22 protein-coding genes are annotated in these 21,514 nt (G+C 69.6%); 9 read left to right on the top strand and 13 right to left on the bottom strand.

Annotated elements, in window-relative coordinates; translation table 11 throughout:
* Window positions 1–39: 39 nt before the first annotated feature.
* The gene (locus FQY83_RS11910) at window positions 40–618 is read right to left on the bottom strand and encodes an SCE4755 family polysaccharide monooxygenase-like protein (RefSeq protein WP_146388187.1); all 579 of its coding nucleotides are present in this window, start codon (window positions 616–618) and stop codon (window positions 40–42) included.
* Window positions 619–1,173: 555 nt separating this feature from the next.
* Between FQY83_RS11910 and FQY83_RS11915 the strand changes: the two genes are divergently transcribed.
* Together FQY83_RS11915 and FQY83_RS11920 are read left to right on the top strand one after the other, a co-directional pair.
* Window positions 1,174–1,620: a BON domain-containing protein gene (locus tag FQY83_RS11915; protein ID WP_238333485.1), complete on the top strand. Its 447-nt coding sequence runs from the start codon at window positions 1,174–1,176 to the stop codon at window positions 1,618–1,620.
* Between the two features lie 272 nt (window positions 1,621–1,892).
* On the top strand, window positions 1,893–2,492 hold the full coding sequence (locus FQY83_RS11920) for a DUF2242 domain-containing protein (RefSeq protein ID WP_146388188.1): 600 nt from the start codon (window positions 1,893–1,895) through the stop codon (window positions 2,490–2,492).
* Window positions 2,493–2,662: 170 nt separating this feature from the next.
* Here FQY83_RS11920 and FQY83_RS11925 read toward each other — a convergent pair whose 3' ends face one another.
* From FQY83_RS11925 to FQY83_RS11935, 3 genes are all read right to left on the bottom strand, one after another.
* Window positions 2,663–3,601 (bottom strand): hypothetical protein, encoded by a 939-nt coding sequence (locus FQY83_RS11925; protein ID WP_146388189.1) that lies wholly within the window; start codon window positions 3,599–3,601, stop codon window positions 2,663–2,665.
* A gap of 16 nt (window positions 3,602–3,617) precedes the next feature.
* Window positions 3,618–4,673, bottom strand: coding sequence for a glycoside hydrolase family 11 protein (locus FQY83_RS11930; RefSeq protein WP_202878185.1), 1,056 nt, complete (start codon window positions 4,671–4,673; stop codon window positions 3,618–3,620).
* Window positions 4,674–5,198: 525 nt separating this feature from the next.
* Window positions 5,199–5,450 carry a hypothetical protein gene (locus FQY83_RS11935; protein WP_146388190.1) on the bottom strand — a complete coding sequence of 84 codons (252 nt, stop codon included), beginning with the start codon at window positions 5,448–5,450 and terminating at the stop codon, window positions 5,199–5,201.
* Window positions 5,451–5,614: 164 nt separating this feature from the next.
* Here FQY83_RS11935 and FQY83_RS11940 point away from each other — a divergent pair, with 164 nt between their 5' ends.
* On the top strand, window positions 5,615–6,931 hold the full coding sequence (locus FQY83_RS11940; RefSeq protein ID WP_192906703.1) for a glycoside hydrolase family 2 TIM barrel-domain containing protein: 1,317 nt from the start codon (window positions 5,615–5,617) through the stop codon (window positions 6,929–6,931).
* Window positions 6,932–6,987: 56 nt separating this feature from the next.
* Here the strand turns inward: FQY83_RS11940 and FQY83_RS11945 are convergent, their stop codons facing one another.
* The 6 genes from FQY83_RS11945 to FQY83_RS11970 form a co-directional block, all read right to left on the bottom strand.
* Window positions 6,988–7,737, bottom strand: coding sequence for a hypothetical protein (locus tag FQY83_RS11945; RefSeq protein ID WP_158636494.1), 750 nt, complete (start codon window positions 7,735–7,737; stop codon window positions 6,988–6,990).
* A gap of 435 nt (window positions 7,738–8,172) precedes the next feature.
* A complete protein-coding gene (locus tag FQY83_RS11950) occupies window positions 8,173–8,643 on the bottom strand; it encodes a hypothetical protein (RefSeq protein ID WP_146388192.1) in 471 nt (156 codons plus the stop codon).
* 291 nt (window positions 8,644–8,934) lie between these two features.
* A complete protein-coding gene (locus tag FQY83_RS11955) occupies window positions 8,935–9,534 on the bottom strand; it encodes a hypothetical protein (protein WP_146388193.1) in 600 nt (199 codons plus the stop codon).
* 98 nt (window positions 9,535–9,632) lie between these two features.
* Complete coding sequence (locus FQY83_RS11960; protein ID WP_146388194.1) at window positions 9,633–10,217, bottom strand: C39 family peptidase; 585 nt, start codon at window positions 10,215–10,217, stop codon at window positions 9,633–9,635.
* A 239-nt stretch (window positions 10,218–10,456) separates the two neighbouring features.
* A complete protein-coding gene (locus tag FQY83_RS11965; protein WP_146388195.1) occupies window positions 10,457–11,599 on the bottom strand; it encodes an MFS transporter in 1,143 nt (380 codons plus the stop codon).
* 86 nt (window positions 11,600–11,685) lie between these two features.
* Window positions 11,686–11,895 carry a hypothetical protein gene (locus FQY83_RS11970; RefSeq protein ID WP_146388196.1) on the bottom strand — a complete coding sequence of 70 codons (210 nt, stop codon included), beginning with the start codon at window positions 11,893–11,895 and terminating at the stop codon, window positions 11,686–11,688.
* Between the two features lie 265 nt (window positions 11,896–12,160).
* Between FQY83_RS11970 and FQY83_RS11975 the strand changes: the two genes are divergently transcribed.
* Window positions 12,161–12,991, top strand: a complete 831-nt coding sequence (locus FQY83_RS11975; RefSeq protein WP_146388197.1) for a polysaccharide deacetylase family protein — start codon at window positions 12,161–12,163, stop codon at window positions 12,989–12,991.
* Window positions 12,992–13,108: 117 nt separating this feature from the next.
* On the opposite strand, the gene FQY83_RS11980 is transcribed toward FQY83_RS11975, so the two are convergent.
* Window positions 13,109–14,032, bottom strand: coding sequence for an SMP-30/gluconolactonase/LRE family protein (locus FQY83_RS11980; protein WP_146388198.1), 924 nt, complete (start codon window positions 14,030–14,032; stop codon window positions 13,109–13,111).
* A 189-nt stretch (window positions 14,033–14,221) separates the two neighbouring features.
* On the opposite strand from FQY83_RS11980, the gene FQY83_RS11985 reads away from it, so the two are divergent.
* On the top strand, window positions 14,222–15,319 hold the full coding sequence (locus FQY83_RS11985) for a GGDEF domain-containing protein (protein WP_202878186.1): 1,098 nt from the start codon (window positions 14,222–14,224) through the stop codon (window positions 15,317–15,319).
* 83 nt (window positions 15,320–15,402) lie between these two features.
* On the opposite strand, the gene FQY83_RS11990 is transcribed toward FQY83_RS11985, so the two are convergent.
* Window positions 15,403–16,503 (bottom strand): Gfo/Idh/MocA family protein, encoded by a 1,101-nt coding sequence (locus FQY83_RS11990; protein WP_146388199.1) that lies wholly within the window; start codon window positions 16,501–16,503, stop codon window positions 15,403–15,405.
* A gap of 317 nt (window positions 16,504–16,820) precedes the next feature.
* Between FQY83_RS11990 and FQY83_RS11995 the strand changes: the two genes are divergently transcribed.
* The 3 genes from FQY83_RS11995 to FQY83_RS12005 all read left to right on the top strand — a co-directional run bounded on the left by FQY83_RS11995 (window position 16,821) and on the right by FQY83_RS12005 (window position 18,858).
* Window positions 16,821–18,143: a serine hydrolase domain-containing protein gene (locus tag FQY83_RS11995; RefSeq protein WP_146388200.1), complete on the top strand. Its 1,323-nt coding sequence runs from the start codon at window positions 16,821–16,823 to the stop codon at window positions 18,141–18,143.
* Window positions 18,144–18,220: 77 nt separating this feature from the next.
* Window positions 18,221–18,418 (top strand): hypothetical protein, encoded by a 198-nt coding sequence (locus FQY83_RS12000; protein ID WP_146388201.1) that lies wholly within the window; start codon window positions 18,221–18,223, stop codon window positions 18,416–18,418.
* Window positions 18,419–18,645: 227 nt separating this feature from the next.
* Window positions 18,646–18,858, top strand: coding sequence for a hypothetical protein (locus tag FQY83_RS12005; RefSeq protein ID WP_146388202.1), 213 nt, complete (start codon window positions 18,646–18,648; stop codon window positions 18,856–18,858).
* A 6-nt stretch (window positions 18,859–18,864) separates the two neighbouring features.
* Here the strand turns inward: FQY83_RS12005 and FQY83_RS12010 are convergent, their stop codons facing one another.
* On the bottom strand, window positions 18,865–19,851 hold the full coding sequence (locus FQY83_RS12010; RefSeq protein WP_146388203.1) for a LysR family transcriptional regulator: 987 nt from the start codon (window positions 19,849–19,851) through the stop codon (window positions 18,865–18,867).
* A 216-nt stretch (window positions 19,852–20,067) separates the two neighbouring features.
* Between FQY83_RS12010 and cysG the strand changes: the two genes are divergently transcribed.
* Window positions 20,068–21,513: a siroheme synthase CysG gene (gene cysG / locus FQY83_RS12015; RefSeq protein WP_146388204.1), complete on the top strand. Its 1,446-nt coding sequence runs from the start codon at window positions 20,068–20,070 to the stop codon at window positions 21,511–21,513.
* Window position 21,514 lies beyond the last annotated feature (1 nt).

The following is a 21,514-nucleotide window of genomic DNA, read 5'->3' on the forward strand; positions in this document are numbered from 1 at the left end:
TTCCCGCTGCACTCGAAATGACACTTGTTCAAAGGTCCCCTAACTCCGCCGCAACCGCAGGTCGATGCACTGGTAGTAGATGTCGTCGCCGTCCTCTGCGGTCAGGTCGTAGGGCGCCTTGTCGAGCTCGGTCATGACCTGGATGATCTGCAGGGTGCAGTTCTCGCATTCCACGTCGGGCAGTTTGACGTCGACCGAATAGCGCTTGCCGTGCGGGCTGTCGTCGTGCCAGCCGAAGTCGTCGAGCAGGACGCTCTTGTTGTTGTAGAAGTCGCCCGTGCCGCAGTTGGGCTCGTTTGCGCCGCAGGCGCGGCCGGCCGGCTTGATGCTCGCGGGATTGGCGAAGTCGTCGTCGCCGTCGCTGTCGAAGGCGATGCGGTAGTAGCCCGGATGCCCGACGTACTCGATCCAGGAAAGTTGGATCGTCTCGCCCGGCGCGTGGGTGTAGACGTCGCTGCCCCGGTCCCCGTCGGGGCGTCCGCAGGGCGCACTCTTGATCTCGCCGGGTCCATAGCGCGACTTGTGACCATCGCTCATGTCCACGCTGAAATGTGCGGGGACGCTGCTGGTGCACAGGCCGAGCACGACCAGCAGGCAGGCGGAAACCCGGAGACGCATGGTGGATCCTTCAGCAGGAACGAGATCCGGACATTACACAATTTTCCGCGCCCGAGAGAACGACAAGACCGCGCTCGATACTTCCAGCGGCATGGGGCCATGCAAAAGGTAACAACTGCAATGGAAGGCGCGAAGACGGGAAGCGCTTTGCAACAGCGCGAAGCGCTGGTCATCCGGCATTTTTCGCAAAGTCAGAATGGATCCCCGCGTTCGCGGGGATGACGACATTCTCAGCAGACTCATCAAGCAACGACATCCCGCCCCGGCGCGCAGCAGGAAGATCTGTCCGGACGCGGAAACCGATATCGAACACCTGCGGAAGGCGCCTGGCGCTACGGGACCTGAACAGCTGAAAACGGGCGCTCGGCGACCACGATCGCGTCCGCCCGTCCCGCGACGCCGCCTGCGACGCGACCCCGCGTGGCATGTCGCCCGTTCGGCTTTCCCTCCTGCTTACGAGTGCTTAACACCTGCGGATTTGTAGTCACGCGTCGTGGACAAGGGCACTCCCACACTTCGGCACCGTCACCACTCATCTACTCATGGAGCATTCCGATGAAGACCTCCCGCATTCCCCTCGCCATCGCCCTGTCGTCCGCGCTCGCGTTCGCCGTGGGCTGCGCTGCCGATCGCGATACCCAGGTCGCAGCCGAGGACGCCGTCGACATGACCCCGGCCGACCAGACCACCCCGCCGCCGGTGGAACCGATCGATCCTGCCATGGACGCGACCGCCGACGCCGATGCCGGCCTGGGCGATGGCCAGAGTTCCGACCAGCCGGTCGACGACACCTGGATCACCACCAAGGTCAAGTCGTCGCTGCTGGCCGAGTCGGATGTCTCCGGTCTCGACATCAACGTCGATACGCTCAATGGCGAAGTCACGCTGCGTGGCCAGGTCGAGAGCCAGGCGCAGGTCGATACCGCGACGCGGATCGCGCGCGAGATCAAGGGCGTGACCCACGTGGACACCAGCGGCCTGACCGTCGCCGCCGCCGAGTAAGCGTACGTACCATCCACCCCGCGGGGTGGTGCACCGGAAGGCGGGCCCAGGCCCGCCTTCCTTGCATCCGGGCCAGGGTCATTGCGCGATGTCGCGCCCCTTTCCGGCATCCGGGGCCACGCGGCAGTGATGGCGCACGGTGCGTGCTGATCCGGGCCCACGCAAGCGACACCCACACGCGGTACCTGCTCCACCGTCCCGGTATTCAGTTGGACTGCACGCCGCGACCGCTACACTCGTGGCGCATTCCGAACCTGCGTCTCGCTGCCTTCATGCCGTCCTGTCGATCCCTCGCCATCCTCCTGCTCGCCCTCGCCACGGCCGCCTGCGGCTCGCGCCAGGACAAGCCGGCGCCGCCGCCCCTGGGCGAGGTCTTCGGCGCGGAAGATACGTATTCGCGCACCTATCCGGTGGCGCCGGCCACCGCCTGCGAGGCGACGCGGCGTGCGCTGCTGGGACAGGGCTACGTGATCGGCAAGTCGGCGCCGGAAGCGCTGGAGGCGACCAAGAGTTTCCAGCCCGAGGCCGAGGTGCACACCCAGCTCAACGTGCGCGCCACCTGCGTGCCGCAGGCGGACGGCGGGTCGATCGTGTTCCTCAACGCGGTGCAGGACCGCTACGCGCTCAAGACGCAATCCAACTCGGCCAGCCTCGGCGTGAGCATGATCGGTTCGGTGTCACTGCCGGTCGGCAGCAGCAACGCCAACCTGGTGCGGGTGGGCAGCAGTACGGTGCAGAACCAGGACTTCTACCAGCGCTTCTTCGATCGGGTGAAGTTCTACCTGCCCGGCACGCCGGACCTTGCCGCGCCGCCGCCGGAACCGGACAGCCCGCCCGATTCCGCGCTGCAGGATGCGCGGTCGGTGCCCTGAGCACCAGGAACAGGGCCGATCAACCCGCAAGGCCCGCTTGTGCGGGCCAGTGCTGTCCGGGCAGGTGTTCGACATCCCGTGCGATCAGAACGAAAGACGCTGGGTCCCCGCCTGCGCGGGGACGACGATCCTCGTTGTTGCTGCACGGGTTCGCCGCTTTGCGCCCGGCTTCAGCCTGCCGCCGGGCTGCAGCGCGAAGGACCGGCAGCGGGCGGCAGCGGCAGCGGCGGAAGTTCGGCCGCCAGTTCGTTGTCGGCGATGCGGGTGCGGGCTTGATCGCTGAGCATTTGCAGGTCGGTGACGACGTCCATGGCCAGCCAGCGCACCGATTCATCAGGGTGGTCGAGCAGGCGTTCGGCCAGACGGACATGGCGCTGGTTGCCGGTGGCGCGCAGCGCCAGAAGCGCATCCAGGACCACGCCGGTGTCGGGATCCCGCAGCAGCGGCGCCGCGAGGTCGGCGGCGGCGACATGGCGGGTACGGGACAGTTCCACCAGCGCCTGCTGGCGCTCGGCGGGGACGTTGCTGCGCAGTCCTGCAGCGGCTTGCGCGATGTGCAACTCGATCAGGCCGTTGTCGCCGCGCATCGATGCGACCTGGGCGAGGACGCGCTTCAAGGCCGGGTCCTGCTGGTCCAGGTACAGCGATTCCAGCGCGCTGTCGGACAACACGTCGCGGTTGTCGCCGAGGTCGAACACGCCCTTGCTGGCGATGGCGATGCCGTCGCGGCCCGGATGCTCGGCGAGGAAGTCGTCGAGCTTCTCGGCGAAGCTGCGGCGATCGTTCCAGGCCAGCGTCAGCAGGTCCTTGAGCAACTGGTCCGCGTCGGGACGATTCTGGAAACCATACGGCCCCTGTGCGTCCGCATATCGACCAAGCCCGTCCCTGGGCGCCGCCGCAGGGACGGACACGGCCGGCGACGCGAACGCCGCCGGCCTGCGGGCACGTTCCGCTTCCCGTTCCCCGATCCTGGCTTCGAGCACGGGCCCGTCCGCCTGCGGACACTGGCGTGCGTCGCCGTCCGCCAGCCTCGTCCCGAGGACGCCGAAGCCGACGCCCAGCGCTGCCGTCAGCGCCAGCGCCGGCAAGGAAGCGCGAGGCGTGCCCATGGTCGTCCCCGCGCGGTCAGAGGTTGCCGTAGCCGATCGCGCCGTTGCAGTGCAGCCATTCGCTGCGGCCGTTGCCGCCGCCGCACTGGCCGTTCTGGTAGACGCCGGTGTTGTAGGTCTGGTCCTCCGACTGGCGGATGCTGCCGTTGACGCTGATGTAGTCCACCTGCACGTCGCGGTTGCCGCCGTCGTTGGTGAATTCCACCACCGAGCCGCCCGAGGCCGGGGTGGTCGCCGTGTAGTTGGCCATGCTGGTGGTCAGGGTCCAGGTGGCGACGGTGGCGTTGTTGACCTTCAGGGAAATGCTCTCCCCTCCGGCGGTGCCGCGCGCGCGCACCACGATGGTCTTGCTGCCTGCTGGCGGTGGATTGGTGCCACCGCCGCCGGAACCGGAACTGACGGTGATGTCGGTGCTGCCCTGGCTCTGGTAGCCCTCGCTCGCCATCACCATGTAGAAGTGGTTGCCCAGGTTGAGGCCGCGGCTGGCCCAGTAGTTGAAGTGGTTGCCCACGTTGATCGTGCCGGAGATGTTGCCGAAGCCCTTCTTCGGGTTGCGCACGCTGAAGTACTGGTAGAAGGTCTGCGTGCCGTCGATCGAGGGCGCGTTGACGCGCTGGCAGCGGCGCACGTTGTAGGTGGCGCCGTCGCTCTGGAAGCTGCCGTAGTCGACGCCGCCGGAACAGCTGGCCGGGTTGTAGGAGCCATAGCTCTCGACGATGTAGTACTCGATCAGCGGATTGCGGGTCCAGCCATACAGCGCCAGGTACGAGTTCTGGCTGTTGTTGACCCCGTAGTTGCCGGAATAGTTGACCACGCGCGCACCGCCGGGATTCCAGCCCTTGCCGCCGACCCAGTTGTTGGTGTTGCTGGTCCACTGCGAGGTGTAGCGGCCGCCGGGCATCAGCGTCATCGAGGCGCTGCCCGAGTCCTTCCAGAAGGTGTAGTAGTAGCCGTCGTGGGTGCCGGTGGCGTTGCTGTTGAGGGTTTGCGCCTGCGCGCCGGCTGCCAGCAGGCCGGTGGCGCAGACGAGCGCGGTGGCGGACAGGATGCCGCGGCTTCGGAACTTCATCATCGTGAGTCTCCAGGTGGAGTAGCGCCCGTCCAGCCGCGGCCATGCCGCGGACCGGGGGCGGTGGATGGGATTGCATGGATGATGGGTGCCCTGCAGGTGCAGGGCCGGGGGCGATGCCGCGCCACTGTCGCGGGGGATCGCGCCGGCCGTGACGCGCCGGCGGCGATGACTTGGCGCCACGCCGACAGGCGTGGGATCGAATGCTTCAACACGACAGCCCCTCCCTGGGTACTGCGAGTGCTTGAGCTCAGCTTGCCGTCATGCCGAATGGTAGCGCTACCATTCGGCGCGGACATTATTAGCACTCTCTCCCCGGAGGAAAAGGGACCGGGGTCGCGTTTCGACCGGCGACGAACCTGCGGCGCATTCTTGCCGTCCTTGCCCCTACCCGTGTCATTTCGACCGCAGGGAGAAATCTCCCATGCGCCGGGGATGGGAGATTTCTCCCTGCGGTCGAAATGACAGGCTCTGTCTTGACCGGCAGGCGCCCGGAAAGCACGGGATCAGTTCACTCCCCTGCGCGACTCACATCGGCGGCTCGATCCTTTCGTCCAGGCGATCGGACGGAACCACGTAGCCGCCGTCTTCGATCGCGGCCCGCACCTCCAGCAGTTCGCCCTCCAGTTCGTCGAGTTCATCCGCGGCGGCGCTGCCCACGAGCTGGATGCAGCGTGCGTTGAACCATTCCCAGAACTGGCGGAACGTCTTCCCGTGCCAGTGTTCGTGGCGAATGCCCTGGTACAGCTCACCCACGGCGATGGTCAGTTCGTCGCGCATCGCGCGTCCTCTGCAGATTCGTAATGCGGCCCCGGCGCGCCGCAAGGCAGGATCCTGCAAAACAGGAGCGGAGTCGACTTTCCCGCCAACCTGCGGGAGACACGACGCCCGCTCCGGTTCCGGTTCGTTACCATGCGCCTCGACATCGGCTCCCCGGAGGAAACATGCGTACGGTGATGGCGTGCCTGCTGGCACTGGGATCGTGCGTGGCGTCCGCGCAGGCCGCGGACGACGCGAAGGCCGCGGGTCCGTCGCAGGTGCGCATCGTGCAGGAGGACGGCGCCTGGCGCCTGCAGGTGGACGGCCAGCCCTACTACGTTCGCGGCGCCGGTTCGGCCGAAGGCGATCTGGAACAGCTTGCGGCGCGCGGCGGCAATTCGTTCCGTACCTGGAGCACCGGCACCGACGTGGCGCAGGTGCGCGCGATGCTCGACCGCGCGCGGCGCAACGGGCTGACGGTCGCGATGGGCCTGGCGGTGGGCAAGGAGCGCCACGGCTTCGACTACGACGATCCGGAGGCGGTCGCCGCGCAGCTGGCGCGGCTGCGCGAGGAGGTGCGGCTCTACCGCGACCATCCTGCCGTGCTGATGTGGCTGGTCGGCAATGAGCTGAACCTGGAGTCCAGCAATCCAAAGGTGTGGGATGCGGTCGGCGCGATCGCCGAGATGATCCACGCCGAGGATCCGAACCATCCGGTGATGACGCCGCTGGCCGGCTTCGACCGTGCGTTGATCGACCGGATCAAGGCGCGCGCGCCGTCGCTGGACCTGATCGGCGTGCAGCTGTACGGCGACCTGGGCGAACTGCCGGCCAAACTGCGCGAGGCCGACTGGACCGGCCCCTACGTCGTCACCGAGTGGGGGCCGACCGGGCACTGGGAGAGCCCGCTCACCGCCTGGGGCGCGCCGGTGGAGGACGACGCCTCGCGCAAGGCGGCCCTGTTCGAACAGCGCTACCGCGACGTCATCGCCGCCGACACGCGGCAGGGACTGGGCTCGTACGTGTTCCTGTGGGGCAACAAGCAGGAGCGCACGCCGACCTGGTACGGCCTGTTCCTGCCGACCGGCGAGTCCACGCCGGCGGTCGATGCGATGCAGTTCCTGTGGACCGGCCGCTGGCCGGACAACCGCGCGCCGTCGATCGCGCCGGTCACGATCGACGGCAATGGCGCCACCGCGAGCGTCGTACTCGCGCCGGGCAGCGCGCACGAGGCGGCGGCCATCGCGGACGATGCCGACGGCGATGCCCTGCAGTGGCACTGGTATGCGCTGGAGGAAAGTACCGCCACCTCGATCGGCGGCGATCCGGAATCGGTGCCGGCGCGGGTGGCGTTGCATGCGCAGCCGTCGGTCGACGGACGCCTGCGCTTCACCGCTCCCGACAGGCCCGGACACTATCGCCTGTTCGTGGAGGTGCGAGACGGACATGGCCATGCCGCCTACGCCAATATTCCGTTCCGGGTGGAGGGCGGCGCGCGGTAACGCCACGCCCGAGGCGGCGAACCCCGGAGTCAGGGTCGTGTTTCTTCTCCACCGTTTCAGCCCGTGAGACCCAGGCACGCCTTCAGCCACGCCTGCAGCGTTGCGTTGCCGGCGATCCATGGCATGGCGAACAGGAAGTAGAGCGCCAGCAGCAGGAACCCGAGCCAGGTCGCCGGATGGATGCGCCGCGTCGTGGTCCAGTCGTACGCCAGCAGCGCGACAAGCCAGAACAGGTCGGCGGGAAAGAACGGAAGGTAAGGCACGACCAGCGAATCGAGGAACTGGCCCAGTGGCCGGGTGTTGGTGAACGCGGGGCCGAGCGTCCAGGCCATCGCCCAGAACATCAGCCGCTTGTGCACGGCGGGCCGGCGTCGCCACCACACCGCAAGCGCGATCAGGACCACGAAAGGGGCCAGTGACGCCAGGCCTTGCAGCGCGAAGTCGATGGCGAACGCGAGGTCTTCCGGGGAGGCAATCCGGCCCAGCGCCTGCATCCGCGGGATCAGCCGCAGGTGGACGAGCGCGCCCGTGGCCACCACCGCGGCGGCCAGCGCCACGCCGGCGATCCCGAGCCGGCGATGCAGGTCGATGCGACCCGAGCCCGCCAGCAGCGCCTGCGCGAGGAACAGCAGGTACCACGCCGTCATGACGATCCCATGGACGGCGAGATAGGTCGGCAACGGCGTATCGGAAAACACCGGGCGCAGGTAGAAGCTCTTGCCGAAGCCCAGTGCGACCACGACCAGCATCGCGACCGCCGTCCAGACGAAGAACCGGTTTCGCCGCCGGCTACGTTGTCCGGCCACGCGCGGAAGCGATGGGGCCACCATGGATGTCCTCTTCCGTCATGCGACGTCCAGCATCGCGATCACTGGCAGGATCGAGTGCCGCCGGGCGTTGCAGGATCATGGGCAGGCCACCTTCCTGGGCAGCCATCTGGAGGCATTACGTAGCCGGAACGGCGGCACGGCCATGGCCCGCCACCATGGAAATCGCGACCCGGCAGCCAATGGACGCCAGAACGGCGGCAGGGTTCTCTGCCCGCTCCGAAGCATGCCAGCGTGGTTCCCATGAACGGGTACCTGTTCCCGCTGGCGTTCGCCGCGCTCGACCACGTGATCGGCTGGGCCATCGCCGGGCTCGGCATGGCGTGGTGGCCGGGGCGCAGGAAGGCCTGATCAACATCGGGGCCAGGATCGACTTCCCGCCGGCGGGAAGTCGACCTTGGCCCAGGCTTCGGCTTACTCCGCGGCGGCAGCCGCCGCCGGCCCCTCGGCCGCGCCGACGATCTCGCACATGTAACCCATCACGGTCTTCTTGCTGGCCATCTGGCCACCGGCGATGGTGAACTGCAGGGAGACATTGACCCCGCCCGCTTCCAGCGGCTTGACGTACACGCGCAGCGGCGCGTTCGCGGTGCCGCCCGCGCCACCCTTCACCGGATTGGCGGCACGGATGTAGCCGTTCTTTTCCTGGACCGCGACGATGTCCAGGCCCTGCTCCGCGATCTTGTCCCTGACGCGATGGAGCGCGGGCAGGTAGGCGACGCCCGGCACGTCGGCCTCGGTGGCGTAGACCTTGCCGGCGCCGAAGGAGCCGTCGACGCTGAAGTTCTGTTCGCAGGGCGTGGCGGTTTCCTGCTTCTTCGCGGCCAGCAACGGCGCGGCGGTGGCGAGCAACAGTATTGCGGCAAATGCCCGTGCACGGTTCATGCATCAGCTCCTTCTGTCGATGTCGAGAATCCATTCGATGGCGAACCGGCGCGCGGGGATCCCCTGTCGTCCGCGCGTCGGGCGGGAGTATAGAGGATGCGATTGGCGATCGAGGTTCGCCGGCCGTTGCTGCCGGGCAAGGCCGCGGGCCCGGTGCAGATGTCCGTGCTGATCGGACACTTGCGACGCACCGTTGCGCCCGAAGGCGCGGTCGGTGTGTCCCTCTCTCCGCGGACGCGTCCTTCCCCCGCTTGCGGGGGAAGGGACGTGTGCCGCCGGCAACTGTCCGGCCTACCTCACCAGCTTGCCGCGCTTGAGCTCCTCGCCGTGGCGCTCCTGGAACTCCAGCGCATCGCGGCGCAGGCGCGGGAGCAGTTCCTCGATGGCGACGGGCTGCCGCAGCGAGAATCCGTCGTAGCCGGTCAGGTAGCCGGTGCTGCCGTCCTCGAGCGTGGTCGCGTAGATGCGCGCATCGAGGTTGGGAACCTCGAAGTACGCCAGCTCGCCACCGCCGTAGGGCGTCGCCCTGATCTGGTTCAGCTCTTCCCGGACCGCCTGGTTGCCGATCGCGGACACCTTCCAGCCGCCGGCATCGCTGCTGGTCTCGACGAGGCTGATGACACGCCCGTCGTCCAGCAGCGGCGTCGTGTTGCCGCGGCTGGCGCCGGCGAGCGACGCCAGGCTGACGGCGCCTTCGGTGGACAGCAGCTTCTGGAAGTCGACTTCGGTGACGGCGAGCGCCTGGCCGGCGCTCGACTTGCCCACCTGCGCCTCGTCCACGCCCAGGTTGATGGCGGGATTGAGGCGCAGCGCTTCCTGCAGGTCGCGCTTGCCCTGCTCGACGGCTTCGGCGGACGTGCCGAAACGCTGCGTCGGGTTGTCCTGGTTCATGTCCCTGCTCCCCGTGCACGAGGCCGCGCAGCAGAGTACCAATGCCGCGGCGGCCAGGCCGGGCGCTGTGGTGATGGACGCTTTCATGGGCGTGCCTCCTAGGATTTCTTCGCGGTGTTGTAGAACGTCGTCCAGTGCGTCGAGGTCCCGGCCGGATCGGCGTATTCGTCGTAGGTGATCAGCCGCTCCTGCCCGGAGCACGGCGCCCAGGGATCGTTGAGCACCAGGTAGTTGGTGCCGCCGACGGTGATGTAGCCCTTCACCACCAGCACGTGGCCGACCACGCCGCTGGTGCCGTAGGCGTAGCCCATCGGCTTCTTCGCGCAGTAGATCTGCCGGCGCATGGCGTCCCACGACAGCGCGGTGCCGGTTTCGTCGAACGTCAGGCCGACGTGGTCCAGCTCCGGCCAGCCCGGCGTGTTGCAGTCGCTGGTCTTGGGGCACGGCTGCCCGGTGTTCTGCAGGTTGCAGCAGTTGCTCTTGCCGAAACGATGGTTGGCCAGGTCGCACTGGTTGACCGCGATGCCGTGGTGCTGCGCCAGCATCTGCGTGGTCGCGGCCCAGCACCAGTTGTTGGTTTCCTGCGGGCGCAGGGTGTTGGGCACGCTGCCGATGACCTCGGGCCTGCAGCAGCCGGCCAGCGCGATCGGCAGCACGCACGCGAACAGAAGGAATCTCTTCATAACGCCTCCGTCATGAACGGCAGGCGGCAGGGCTGTCGGCGGCTGTCGCCCGCGATGGATCCCCTGCACTGGGTCGAACGCGGCGGACGTGCGACGGCGGACATCGGCGGCAGGGTCCACTTCCTTCCCGCGCAGGAAAACATCTCCGGTCGACCGCCCGCAGAAGCGCCTTCAGGCGCGACCTCCCTCCAACGTCGATGCCGGTCGCGGCCGGAGCCGCGCCTACGGAAGGGGCCGGATCAATCGCCCGGCCCGATGCGGATCGCGGCGCCGAGCACCGATGCGGCCACCAGCGCCACGGACACCAGCACGAAGGCAATGGAGAGCGACGCGCCCTGCGCGACGAAGCCGATCAGGGCCGGGCCGGCGAGCACGCCGGCATAGCCCATCGTGGTGACCGCGGGAATCGCGAGGCGTTCGGGCATGCGCGTCTGCTCGCCGGCAAGCGAGAACATCACCGGGACGATGTTGGCGCAGCCCACGCCGAGCAGGGCGTAGCCGGCGAGGCCGGCTTCCAGCCCCGGCGCCGACGTGGCGACGGCCAGGCCGATGCCGCCGGTGAGCCCGCCCGCCAGCACCGCCCTCGCCCGCCCCAGCCGCGCGACCGCGCGGTCGCCCACCAGCCGCGTCGCCGTCATCGCCAGGTTGAAGGCGACGAAGCCCCAGCCGGCGCGTTCGACGTCGACGCCCTTGGCCTCGTGGAGGAAGACGGCGCTCCAGTCGAGCATCGCGCCTTCGGCGAGGAAGCTGATGAAGCAGACCGTGCCGATCGCGACCACCACGCCCCTGGGCAACGCGAACACCGCCGCGTCGCGCGGCGCGCGATCCGCGCGCCACGCGCCGGCCGACAGCGCAGTGACCAGCAGCGCAAGCGCGGCGACGACCAGCGTCACCGCCACGATCGCGGTGCCCGTGCTCAGCAGCAGCGTCGCGCCGGTGGCGCCGGCCAGGCTGCCGATGCTGTAGAAGGCGTGGAAGCCCGACATCATCGGCCGGCCGGATTCGCGCTCGACGACGACGGCCTGGATGTTCATCGTGCAGTCCATCGCGCCGATCGACGCGCCGAACAGCAGCAGCGCCGCGCCCAGCAGCCACGGGCTGGACAGCAACGCCAGCAGCGGCAGCGTCGCCAGCATCAGCGCGACCGATCCCAGCATCACCCGACGGCAGCCGAGCCGCGCGGCCAGCGCGCCGGCGAGCGGCATCGCCACCAGCGAACCCAGCCCGAGGCACAGCAGCAGCACGCCCAGCGCCGCGTCGTCGAGTCCACCGCGGATCTTCGCGAACGGCACCAGCGGCGCCCACGCGGCGATGACGAAACCGGGAACGAAGAAGGCAGCGCGCGTGGCGAGCTGCTGCGGGCGGCGATGGTCGGTGGGCATGGGCGCGAAAAATGGGGGAAGGGTCCATGTTTCGCGCGGCCCGCGCAAGCAGGGGCACAACGGAACGATCCCGGCGCGGCGTGCGCTTACGCCGCGGCGCTGGGCGATGGCTCCCACCTCAGCGTGCGCAAGGTGACCACCAGTCCCGCGCGCTGCGCGCGACGGGCGCAGGCGCTGGCGTAGTCGTTCGCGGCCATCATCTCGTTGAAGCAGCCATCGACGATGCGGTCGCGGGTCACGGTCCAGCCGCCTTCGCCGTCGGGCCACACTTCAATGTGCGTCGTTCCCTGTGTCACGGGGCACCTGCAGCTTCCTCTGGTTGCACGCGGAGACTCGTGGAAACGGTCGCGCCGCGGACTCCGGGAACGCGGACAACATCGGCATCCGCGCGCCGGACCACTTCATTCTCGGTCGCCTTCGTGACGCGGCGGTTGCACTCGGCCGGGCGCGCGACCCGATGGTCGCCGGACGGCTCCACGAAACCGCCTCCCGCGCGATCGCAGCGCACCTCCCGCCTTTCATGAATAATCCTCCCTGGCCGAACGAAACGGGAGAAGGCGGATGTGGAATCGACTCAGGCAGGGCCTGCTGTGCATCGCCTGCCTGTCGCCGGCGCTGGCGCTGGCGCAGGAACCCGCGTTCGCCTGGCCGAACGGCGCGCGCGCGGCGGTGAGCCTGTCCTACGACGACGCGGTGCCCTCGCAGCTGGACAACGCCATCCTGGCGCTGGACCGACGCGGGCTCAAGGGCACGTTCTACCTGATCATGGCTGCGGACACGGTGCGCGAACGCGTCGAGGATTGGCGCGCGGCCGCGCGCAACGGCCACGAGCTCGGCAACCACAGCCTGTTCCACCAGTGCTCGGCGAAGGGCCCGGACCGCGCCTGGGTGCAGCCGGAACAGGATCTCGACGCCACCACCGTCGCGCAGATGCGCGCGCAGGTGTCGGTGGCCAACGCGATGCTGCACGCGATCGACGGCAGCACCGAGTTCACCTTCACCGCGCCATGCGGCGACCAGATGGCGAAGGACGGCCGCTACATCGATGCGGTGAAGGACCAGTTCCTCGGCATCAAGCTGGTCGGCGGCGCGGCCGTCCCGGACATGTGGACGCTGGACCGCATGGCGGTCCCGGTCACGGTGCCGGTGGACGCCTCGGGCGCGGAACTGATCGCGCTGGTGGAAGAGGCGGGGCGCCTGGGCACGATGATCAACTTCACCTTCCACGGCATCGGCGGCGATCACCTGTCGGTGTCGAACGAAGCGCATGGGCAGCTGCTCGACCATCTTGCGCAGCACCGCGACGTCTACTGGACCGACACCTTCCGCAACCAGATGCGCTGGGTGCGCGACCGGCAGGCGGAGGCGGAGGCGAAGCGCGACGGCGAGTAGCCTGTCCCGCGTCGCAAGCGGCGGCAGGCGATCGAAGTCGCAGGAGGGCGTCGCGCGCCTGGAGGCGTAGGGGACGCCCGCGTGCGGGCCCCGCCCTGCGTTATCTGCCGCAGCCGCTCATTCCTCCGCCGGCGCGACGTCTTCCGGCGGCGCCCAGCGATAGGCGCGCACCACGTCGTCGAGCAACTGCGGGACGACGAGCAACCGTTCGTCGACCAGATAAAGATGATCGGCCGCGCCCTTGCTCAGGGTCAGCAGCGGCGTGGCGACGCCGTCGGCGCTCACCCGCAGCACTTCGCCACGGGTCCAGTCGGTGATGGTGTAGCCGCCGCGGCCGTCGGGTTCGATGCCGTCGATGTGGCCGATCGGCGCGGTGCCGATGCGGCCGACCGAACGGTCCGCGAAATCCACGGTGGACAGGTGGCCGAGCCGGTCCTCGCCGCCGTCGGCGCCCGGCACCACCCAGCTGCCCATCAGCAGCCGGCCGGCCTCGGCGCGCAGGCCGTTGGGTTTGCCGGTGATGTCCGTGTCCACCTTCGCCCAGGGCTCGAAGCGGCCATCGGAGAGGCGGAACACGGTGTCGAGCCGGCGGCTGAAGACGTAGACATTGCCGTCTGCGTCGGCCGTGCAGTCGTTGAACTCCCCGGGACCGTCGTCGGGTCGATGACGGGCGGCGATCCGCGCCGCCTCGAGGTCGATCTCCACCAGCGCATCGTCGTCGCCGACGTACAGGCGGCCGTTGGCGAGCGCGAGGCCTTTCGGATTCTCCAGCCCGGTGATCCATTCGCGCTCGAGCACCTTGCCGTCGGCGTCGAGCAGGCTGATGAAACCGTCGCCCGGCGTGGCGCCCTCGCCCCGGCTGCCCATGTTGGAGACGTAGAAGCGCTCGCGCGCGCGGTCGAACACCACCGATTCCGGCGCACTGAAGCCACCGGTTTCCCACATCGGCTCGGGCACCGTCGGCGTGGCCGCGGCGGGCGCGCAGGCCAGCAGCGCGGCCAGCGCCACCGGTGCGACACGGGGATGGAAGGCGATGCGCATGCGGGGCTCCCGGACCGGCGTGGTCTGCGGGGCACACCATAAGCGATCCATGCGTCCGATGGCTCGCACCCATGCCCCCCCTGCCGGCGCACCGGTAGAATGGCGCCGGCACGGAACATCCGCGCGTTTCGCCGGTCGAACGACGGTGAATCAGGGGGAAGGGCGTTGGCGGAGAGCGGTCTCCATTGGGTGGTCAGGCTGAACCGGCGCAACCGGTCGCTGTTCTTTGCGCTCGGTTTCCTGGTGCTGGGCACCCACCTGCTGTCCATCGGCGCCGGTCCGCTGATGTGGACGCTGCTGGCGCTGCAGCTGCTGGTGTATCCGCAGCTGGTCTACTGGCGCGCGGCGCGTTCGGCCGATCCGCTGCGCGCGGAACTGAACAACCTGCTGATCGACGGCGTGCTGCTGGGCGCGTGGATGGCGGCGTGGGGATTCCCGCTGTGGATCTCCTTCATGCTGTTCGTCGGCGTATGCCTGAACGTGATCATCTTCATGGGCATGCCGGGACTGTGGAAGGGCATGGCCGCGCTCGCCGGCGGCATGGCCGCGGTGGCGCTGCTGCAGGACGTGTCGTTCCGGCCGCAGACCGAGCTGGCCACCAGCCTGCTGTGCATCGTCCTGCTGACGGCGTACCTGCTGTTCTTCGCCAACGACGCCTATCGCCGCGGCGTCTCGCTGCACAGCAGCCGCCGGCAGCTGGGCGAACAGCTGGCCGAGATCACCAAGCTGCAGGCGCTGCTGCAGGAACAGGCGCAGCGCGATCCGCTGACCGGCCTGCACAACCGGCGCTTCCTCGACGAGGCGCTGGAGCGCGAACTGGCCGCCTGCGCCGGCGCGGGCAGGCCGCTGGCGCTGGTGCTGATCGACATCGACCGCTTCAAGCAGGTCAACGACACCTACGGCCATCCGGCCGGCGACGAGATGATCCGCCAGCTGGCGGAACTGTTGCGCAGCCGCGTGCGCGAAACCGGCGTGATCGCCTGCCGCTACGGCGGCGAGGAATTCCTGCTGATGCTGCCGGGCGTCACCGTCGCCGAGGCGGCGACGCTGGCCGAGGAACTGCGCGCGACCTTCGAATCGCTGCGCGTGGTCGCGGACGGGCGCACGATGCGGACCACGCTGTCGATCGGCGTGTCCGGCTTCCCGGAGCACGAGCCGCGCGCGCACCTGCTGGTGCTCAAGGCCGACCGCGCCCTGTACGCGGCCAAGCTGCGTGGCCGCAACCGCGTGGTGCTGTCGACCGAGCCGCTGCCGGAGGGTCGTGCGCTGCCCGAAGCGGCGTCGTGATCCCCGGTCGCGCCTGAAGGCGCTCCTGCAGGCGCGGATGTCCCTGTAGGAGCGCCTTCAGGCGCGACCAGGGCGCAAGCGCATCACCCGCCGATCTCGACCGCCCTGCCCGTGCGCGCCGATTCGTAGATCGCCTGCAGGATGCGCACGTCGCGCAGGCCTTCCTCGCCCGACACCTTGCTCGGCCGCTGCTCGAGGATGCACTGCGCGAAGTCGTCGAGCTCCGCGGCGAACAGGTCGATGGCCGGATGGCGGATCTCGATGCCGTCGCTGCGGCGGCCGTGGTTGCCGTCGTAGAAGTACGCCGGATCGAGTTCGAACCAGCCGCGTTCGGCGTCCACGCGCAGGTTCCGGATGCCGTCGATGCGATAGCTGGTGCTGCAGTGGGCGATCGCACCGCCCGGGAAGCGCATGGTCCAGGCCATCGACTCGTCGACCTCGGCGAACTTCACCGGGTCGGTCTTCGTCTCCAGCGCGCTGACCACGACCGGCTCCTCGCCGGTCAGGTAACGCGTGGCCTTCAGCGCGTAGATGCCCACGTCCATCAGCGCGCCGCCGCCGGCCAGCGCGTGCTGCAGGCGCCACTGGTCGGGCCGGCCGACGTCGATCGCGAAGCCGGCCTGCAGGATCACCGGCGCGCCGAACACGCGCTCGCGCACGAGGCGGATGCATTCGAGGTGGTGCGGATCGTACTGGCAGCGGTAGCCGGTGCCGAGCAGGCGGCCGGCGTAGCGGCAGGCGTCGATCATCGACTGGCAGCGCTCGACCGAGATCTCCAGCGGCTTCTCGCAGAACACGTGCTTGCCGGCCCGCGCGGCGCGGATCGTGTGCTCGGCGTGCAGCGCGTTGGGCGTGACCACGTAGACGATGTCGATGTCGGGGTTGTCGGCCATGCGCTGCATGTCGTCGTAGCCGTAGACGCTGCGATCGGGCACGCCGTACTTCGCCTGGAACTTCGCCACGCTGGCCGGCGTGCCGCTGACCAGGCCGGCGAGACGGCAGTGCCGCGTCTTCTGCAATGCCGGCGCGATCTGGTGCTCGCTGAGGCTGCCCAGCCCGCACAGCGCGACGCCGAGCCTGCGCGAGGCCTGCGCCTTCGCGCGGGTGGCGGTGGTGCTGATGAAGGGCGCGGCCGCGAGGGTCGCCGCGGTCTGCGCCGGAAAACGACGGCGGGACTTTGCCATGACGAACGCCTCGTGCGCGATGGACGACACGCGACGCGCGTCGCGCAGCTGCATTATTGCCCCATCTTCCGTAGGAGCGGCTTCAGCCGCGACCGGGCGTTGTCGAGTCGGGCAAGCGGTCGCGGCTGAAGCCGCTCCTACAAATGCGGGCGGCATCGGGATTGCGGCATCGGCACGCAGCACGCTCCGGAATGGTTGCGAATGCACCCATCCGCTGCGCTGCAGCGGGAGCCGACGCGCGCGTCTGTGCATACTTCCGCCGCCCCTCGCACGCAACGATCCGGCCGTCGCCGGACAACCCCTTCGGAGCCCATCGCATGAAGTCTTACCTCGCGGCCGGACTCGGCCTGCTGCTGGCCGCGTGCCAGCCCGCACCGCCACCGGCGCAGGCCGATGCCGCGCCCGCAGCCGACGCCGCAACGGCGACGAACGCCGCGCCGCTGGTCGATTCGGCGCATATTGATGAAGTACTGCAGTCGATCGTCGACGACGGCAAGACGGTCGGCGTGTCGGCGCTGGTGTACGAGCGCGGGCGCGAGGCCTATTTCGGCGCGTTCGGCATGGCCGATCGCGAGGCCAACCGGCCGATGGCGCGCGACACCCTCGCCCAGGTCTATTCGATGACCAAGCCGGTGACCGGCGTGGTGCTGATGTCGCTGTACGACGAAGGCAGGTTCAGGCTCGACGATCCGCTCGCAAAACACCTGCCCGAGTACGCCGACGTGCGCGTGTACGCGGGCGAGGACGCGTCGGGCAAGCCGCTGCTGGTCGCGCCGGAGCGGCCGATCCTGGTCCAGGACATCCTGCGCCACACCGCCGGATTCGCCGCGGCGTTCGAGCAGACCCCGGTCGCCGGACTCTACCGCGACGCCAAGGTCGACGATCGCAACCTCACCCTGGCGCAGATGTCCGAACGCCTGGCGCGCGTGCCGCTCGCCTACCAGCCGGGCACGCGCTGGCTGTACGGCATCTCGGTGGACGTGCAGGCGCGGCTGGCCGAAGTGCTCGCCGGCAAGCCGTTCGAGCAACTGGTGCGCGAGCGCGTGCTCGATCCGCTGCAGATGCGCGAGACCGCGTACTTCGTGCCGGAAGACCGGCGCGGGCGCATGGCCGCGATGTACCAGTCCGCCGACGGCACGCTCACCCGGCTGCCGGACGATCCCGCGCTCGACAACGCCTACAAACAGTGGACGATGGCGCCCGGCGGCTACGGCCTGGTCTCGACGCTGGACGACTACCTGCGCTTCGGGCGGATGCTGCTCGGCGGCGGCGAACTGGACGGCGTGCGCGTGCTGCAGCCGGAAACTGTGAAACTGATGGCGACCGACGCGCTGTCGCCGGACATCACCGACCGCTCCTGGCTGCCGGGCAAGGGCCAGGTCGGCTTCGGTATCGATTTCGCGGTGCGCCACTCGCCGCCGGCGAACGAGGGCGAAGCCTCGGGCGCGGTCGGCGAGTTCTTCTGGGACGGCTACGCCAACACGCTGTTCTGGGTGGACCCGAAGCACGAACTGGTTGCGGTGCTGTTCACCCAGTACATCCCGCCCGGCGGCACCGACCTGCACAAGCGCTTCCGCGACGCGGTGTACCGCGGCGATGCGGAGGCCTCCTCCGTCGGCAAGGGTGCGGCGACGCCGTAGGCGTCTGCCGCCGGCCACGACGCCGCCACGACGCGGCAGCGGTTAGCGTGGTGCCTTCTCCAACAGGAGGAGGCGCCATGAAGCCCACCCGCCAGGACGTACTGATCCAGCTCGACCGCATCGACACCGCGCTCGAAGCCCCCGAAGCCGACAAGGCCACGCTGCTGCGCGAAGCCGGCGACTGGCTGTCCGCGCATCCGTCGATCGAACCCGCCGACGCGCTGTACTACCGCGAACGCCTGCAGGCGATCCGCGCACGGCATGCGCTGCCCTGAAGGCGGTATCAGGATCGTCCCGAATGTGTCATTTCGAGCGCAGTGGGAAATCCACGCCTGGATTTTTCGAGATTGACCCGCTTCGCTGTTGTAAAGCGCTTCTCGCTGCGCTCGGAATGACAATCCCGCATTGTTCAGAGAATCCTTAACGCCGTAGTCGTGCTTTTTTCACGCGATCCTTCCGGCGCGGCGCTAGCGTTGCGCCACCTTCCCACGGAGGCCACGGCATGACCCAGACCCTGTATGCCCAGGACGAAGCCGGCAACCGCCACAAGGTGATCCAGCGCGTCGAATCCGCGCACGAGGACGAGCCAGGCCCCGAGCACGGCACGGCGCGCCTGGTGTACTCGCTCGACGACGGCACGCCGGTGCGGCGCGTGGACAACGACACCTTCCAGGTGGTCAGCACCGGCGCCTACATCTCCACCGTGCGCGACTGAACGCCTTCAGATGGTGATCGGCTGGCTCAGCTCGCGCCAGGTCGGCGGGGTGGGCCAGTCGGCGTCGAGGTTGCCTTCGAGCACGCGGCGCAGGTCGCGACGGTCGAGCTGCGGCGCGATGCCGTGCAGCAGCGCCAGCGCGTATTCGCGCAGCACGCGGCCGCGCGGGACCACCGCCCAGGTGATGCACTCGGGAATCTGCGCCGGGGCTTCGAGGATGCGCAGATCCTCGTCCTCGCGCAGCCCGATCGCCATCTCCGCCAGCAGCCCGGCGCCGAGGCCGGCGCGCACGTAGGTCTTGATGAGGTTGGCGTCGCGCGCGGTCATCGCCACCTGCGGCTCGACCCCGGCGCTGGTGAAGGCACGACGCATCGACGAGTCCGCGCGGGTCGAGGACTCGTAGCTGATCAGCGGGTGCTGCGCGAGTTCGGCCAGCGTCGGCGCGCGCTGCAGCGCGGCCAGCGGATGCGCCCTGGGCACCAGCAGCACGCGCCGCCAGCGGTACAGCGGCACCGCGAGTCCGCCCGTGGGCGTGCTGCCGGCGGTGCTGATCAGGGCGAGGTCGGCGCCCTCGTGCACGAGCTGGTGCAGGACCTCGGCGTCGCCGGCCGCCTGCAGGTCGACGTTGACCTGCGGGAACTCGCGCTTGATCGCGGCGATCACCGGCGGCAGCACGTAGCGCGCCTGGGTGTGGGTGGTGGCCAGCAGCAGGCGGCCGCTGTATTCGCCGCGCTCGTTGGCGGCGTAGCTGCGGATGTTGGCGGCCTCGGCCAGGATCCTGCGCGCGTGCTCCAGCACCCGCTCGCCGGCCGGGGCGATGCCCTCCAGGCTGCGGCCGCGGCGCACGAACAGCTGGAAGCCGAGTTCGTCCTCCAGCTGCTTGAGCTGCTTCGACAGGCCCGGCTGGGTGGCGTGCACGCGCTCGGCCGCGAGCGTGATGTTCAGCCCGGAATCGGCGATCGCGACGAGGTAGCGCAGCTGGGTCAGGGTCATGCCGGGGTCCGCGCGACGTTGGTTTCCGCCGCAACTTCATCCTTTCATCATGATGGAAAGATGGATTTTGCGATCATAGCGACGCCCGCGGGGCCTGTCCACGCGCGTCCGCGGCCGCTTATGCCTTTGGAGCATAAGCGCAGGAAGGGTCGCCATTTCCAACAGCGGCCTGCGAATCGCTAGCGTCAGCCTCCCGACCCGCCCGCTTCCGTGCCGATGCCCAGCCCCGCTGCCGCCGATCGCCTGTTCGCGCTGTTCGCCGACCTGCGCGGCCGGACCGTCGTGGTCGTGGGCGGCGGCGCGGTGGCCGCGCGCAAGGTCGAGGCGCTGCGCGGGACCGGGGCGCGGATCGTGGTCGGCGCGCCCGCGCTTGATCCCGCGCTGGCGCAGCTGGCTGCCGACGGCGGGCTGGAACATGTCGAAGGCCGCTTCGACCCGCGCTGGCTGGACGAGGCCTGGCTCGCCATCGCCGCGACCGACGATGCCGCGATCAACCGCGCCGTCGCCGAGGCCGGCGAGGCGCGACGCGTCTGGGTGAACGTCGTCGACGATGCCGAACTGGCGCGCGTGCACCTGCCGGCGCGGGTCGAGCGCGGCCCGCTGCAGATCGCGATTTCCAGCGGCGGCGGCGCGCCGATGCTGGCGCGGCTGGTGCGCGAGCGGCTGGAGACGCAGTTCGACGAATCCTTCGGCGCGCTGGCGACGCTGCTCTCGCGCCATCGCGAGCGCGTCCGCGCGCGCTGGCCCGACCTCGCCCGGCGACGCCGCGCCCTCGAGCGCCTGCTCGCCGGCCCGCTGCAGGGCCTGCTGCGCCGCCACCGGCACATCGAGGCCGAGCGCGCCTTCGACCTGGCGCTGAAGCCCGACGGCGATGCCGCCGCCGCGCGCGGCCACGTCGCCCTGGTCGGCGCCGGCCCCGGCGACGCCGGCCTGCTGACCCTGCGCGCGCTGCGCCTGCTGGGCGAGGCCGACGTGATCCTGCACGACAGCCTGGTCAGCGCCGAGGTGCTGCAGCTCGCGCGCCGCGACGCGACGCGCATCAGCGTCGGCAAGCGCGCCGGCGACCACGCCACGCCGCAGGAACAGACCAACGCCCTGCTGGTCGAACTCGCGTCGGCCGGCCGGCGCGTGGTGCGGCTCAAGGGCGGCGATCCCTTCGTCTTCGGCCGCGGCGGCGAGGAACTGGAAGTGCTGCGCGCGGCCGGCATCGACTACGAGGTCGTGCCCGGCATCACCGCGGCCGCCGCCTGCGCGGCCTACGCCGGCATCCCGCTGACCCATCGCGACCACGCGCAGTCGGTGCGACTGGTCACCGCGCACGCGAAGGACTCGCTCGACACGCTCGACTGGCCGGCGCTGGCGCAGGAGCGGCAGACCCTCGCCTTCTACATGGGCGTGGCGCGGCTGGACGTCGTGCAGGCGCAGCTCATCGCCCACGGGCGCAGCCCCGGCACGCCGTTCGCACTGGTCGAGAACGGCTCGCGCCCCGAGCAACGCGTCGTCAACGGAACGCTTACCGATTTGTCACACCTGGCGCGGCTGCACGCCGTACAGTCGCCTGCCCTGCTGATCGTCGGCGAAGTCGCCGCGCTCGCCACCACCCTGCACTGGTTCGGCGCCGCGCCGCTCGGCGATGCCGTGCCGCTGGCGCACGCCGCCTGAT

Source organism: Luteimonas marina (assembly GCF_007859325.1).
Taxonomy (GTDB): Bacteria; Pseudomonadota; Gammaproteobacteria; order Xanthomonadales; family Xanthomonadaceae; genus Luteimonas; species Luteimonas marina.

What these genes read in the sequence shown, in the direction of transcription:
- FQY83_RS11975 (WP_146388197.1), top strand. Translation starts at nt 12,161, where the DNA reads ATGTGGAATCGACTCAGGCAGGGCCTGCTGTGCATCGCCTGCCTGTCG.
- FQY83_RS11995 (WP_146388200.1), top strand. Translation starts at nt 16,821, where the DNA reads ATGAAGTCTTACCTCGCGGCCGGACTCGGCCTGCTGCTGGCCGCGTGC.
- FQY83_RS11915 (WP_238333485.1), top strand. Translation starts at nt 1,174, where the DNA reads ATGAAGACCTCCCGCATTCCCCTCGCCATCGCCCTGTCGTCCGCGCTC.
- FQY83_RS11940 (WP_192906703.1), top strand. Translation starts at nt 5,615, where the DNA reads ATGCGTACGGTGATGGCGTGCCTGCTGGCACTGGGATCGTGCGTGGCG.
- FQY83_RS11980 (WP_146388198.1), bottom strand. Translation starts at nt 14,032, where the DNA reads ATGCGCATCGCCTTCCATCCCCGTGTCGCACCGGTGGCGCTGGCCGCG.
- FQY83_RS11930 (WP_202878185.1), bottom strand. Translation starts at nt 4,673, where the DNA reads ATGATGAAGTTCCGAAGCCGCGGCATCCTGTCCGCCACCGCGCTCGTC.
- FQY83_RS11935 (WP_146388190.1), bottom strand. Translation starts at nt 5,450, where the DNA reads ATGCGCGACGAACTGACCATCGCCGTGGGTGAGCTGTACCAGGGCATT.
- FQY83_RS11955 (WP_146388193.1), bottom strand. Translation starts at nt 9,534, where the DNA reads ATGAACCAGGACAACCCGACGCAGCGTTTCGGCACGTCCGCCGAAGCC.
- FQY83_RS11990 (WP_146388199.1), bottom strand. Translation starts at nt 16,503, where the DNA reads ATGGCAAAGTCCCGCCGTCGTTTTCCGGCGCAGACCGCGGCGACCCTC.
- FQY83_RS12005 (WP_146388202.1), top strand. Translation starts at nt 18,646, where the DNA reads ATGACCCAGACCCTGTATGCCCAGGACGAAGCCGGCAACCGCCACAAG.
- FQY83_RS12010 (WP_146388203.1), bottom strand. Translation starts at nt 19,851, where the DNA reads ATGACCCTGACCCAGCTGCGCTACCTCGTCGCGATCGCCGATTCCGGG.
- FQY83_RS11910 (WP_146388187.1), bottom strand. Translation starts at nt 618, where the DNA reads ATGCGTCTCCGGGTTTCCGCCTGCCTGCTGGTCGTGCTCGGCCTGTGC.
- FQY83_RS11920 (WP_146388188.1), top strand. Translation starts at nt 1,893, where the DNA reads ATGCCGTCCTGTCGATCCCTCGCCATCCTCCTGCTCGCCCTCGCCACG.
- cysG (WP_146388204.1), top strand. Translation starts at nt 20,068, where the DNA reads ATGCCCAGCCCCGCTGCCGCCGATCGCCTGTTCGCGCTGTTCGCCGAC.
- FQY83_RS11965 (WP_146388195.1), bottom strand. Translation starts at nt 11,599, where the DNA reads ATGCCCACCGACCATCGCCGCCCGCAGCAGCTCGCCACGCGCGCTGCC.
- FQY83_RS12000 (WP_146388201.1), top strand. Translation starts at nt 18,221, where the DNA reads ATGAAGCCCACCCGCCAGGACGTACTGATCCAGCTCGACCGCATCGAC.
- FQY83_RS11950 (WP_146388192.1), bottom strand. Translation starts at nt 8,643, where the DNA reads ATGAACCGTGCACGGGCATTTGCCGCAATACTGTTGCTCGCCACCGCC.
- FQY83_RS11960 (WP_146388194.1), bottom strand. Translation starts at nt 10,217, where the DNA reads ATGAAGAGATTCCTTCTGTTCGCGTGCGTGCTGCCGATCGCGCTGGCC.
- FQY83_RS11925 (WP_146388189.1), bottom strand. Translation starts at nt 3,601, where the DNA reads ATGGGCACGCCTCGCGCTTCCTTGCCGGCGCTGGCGCTGACGGCAGCG.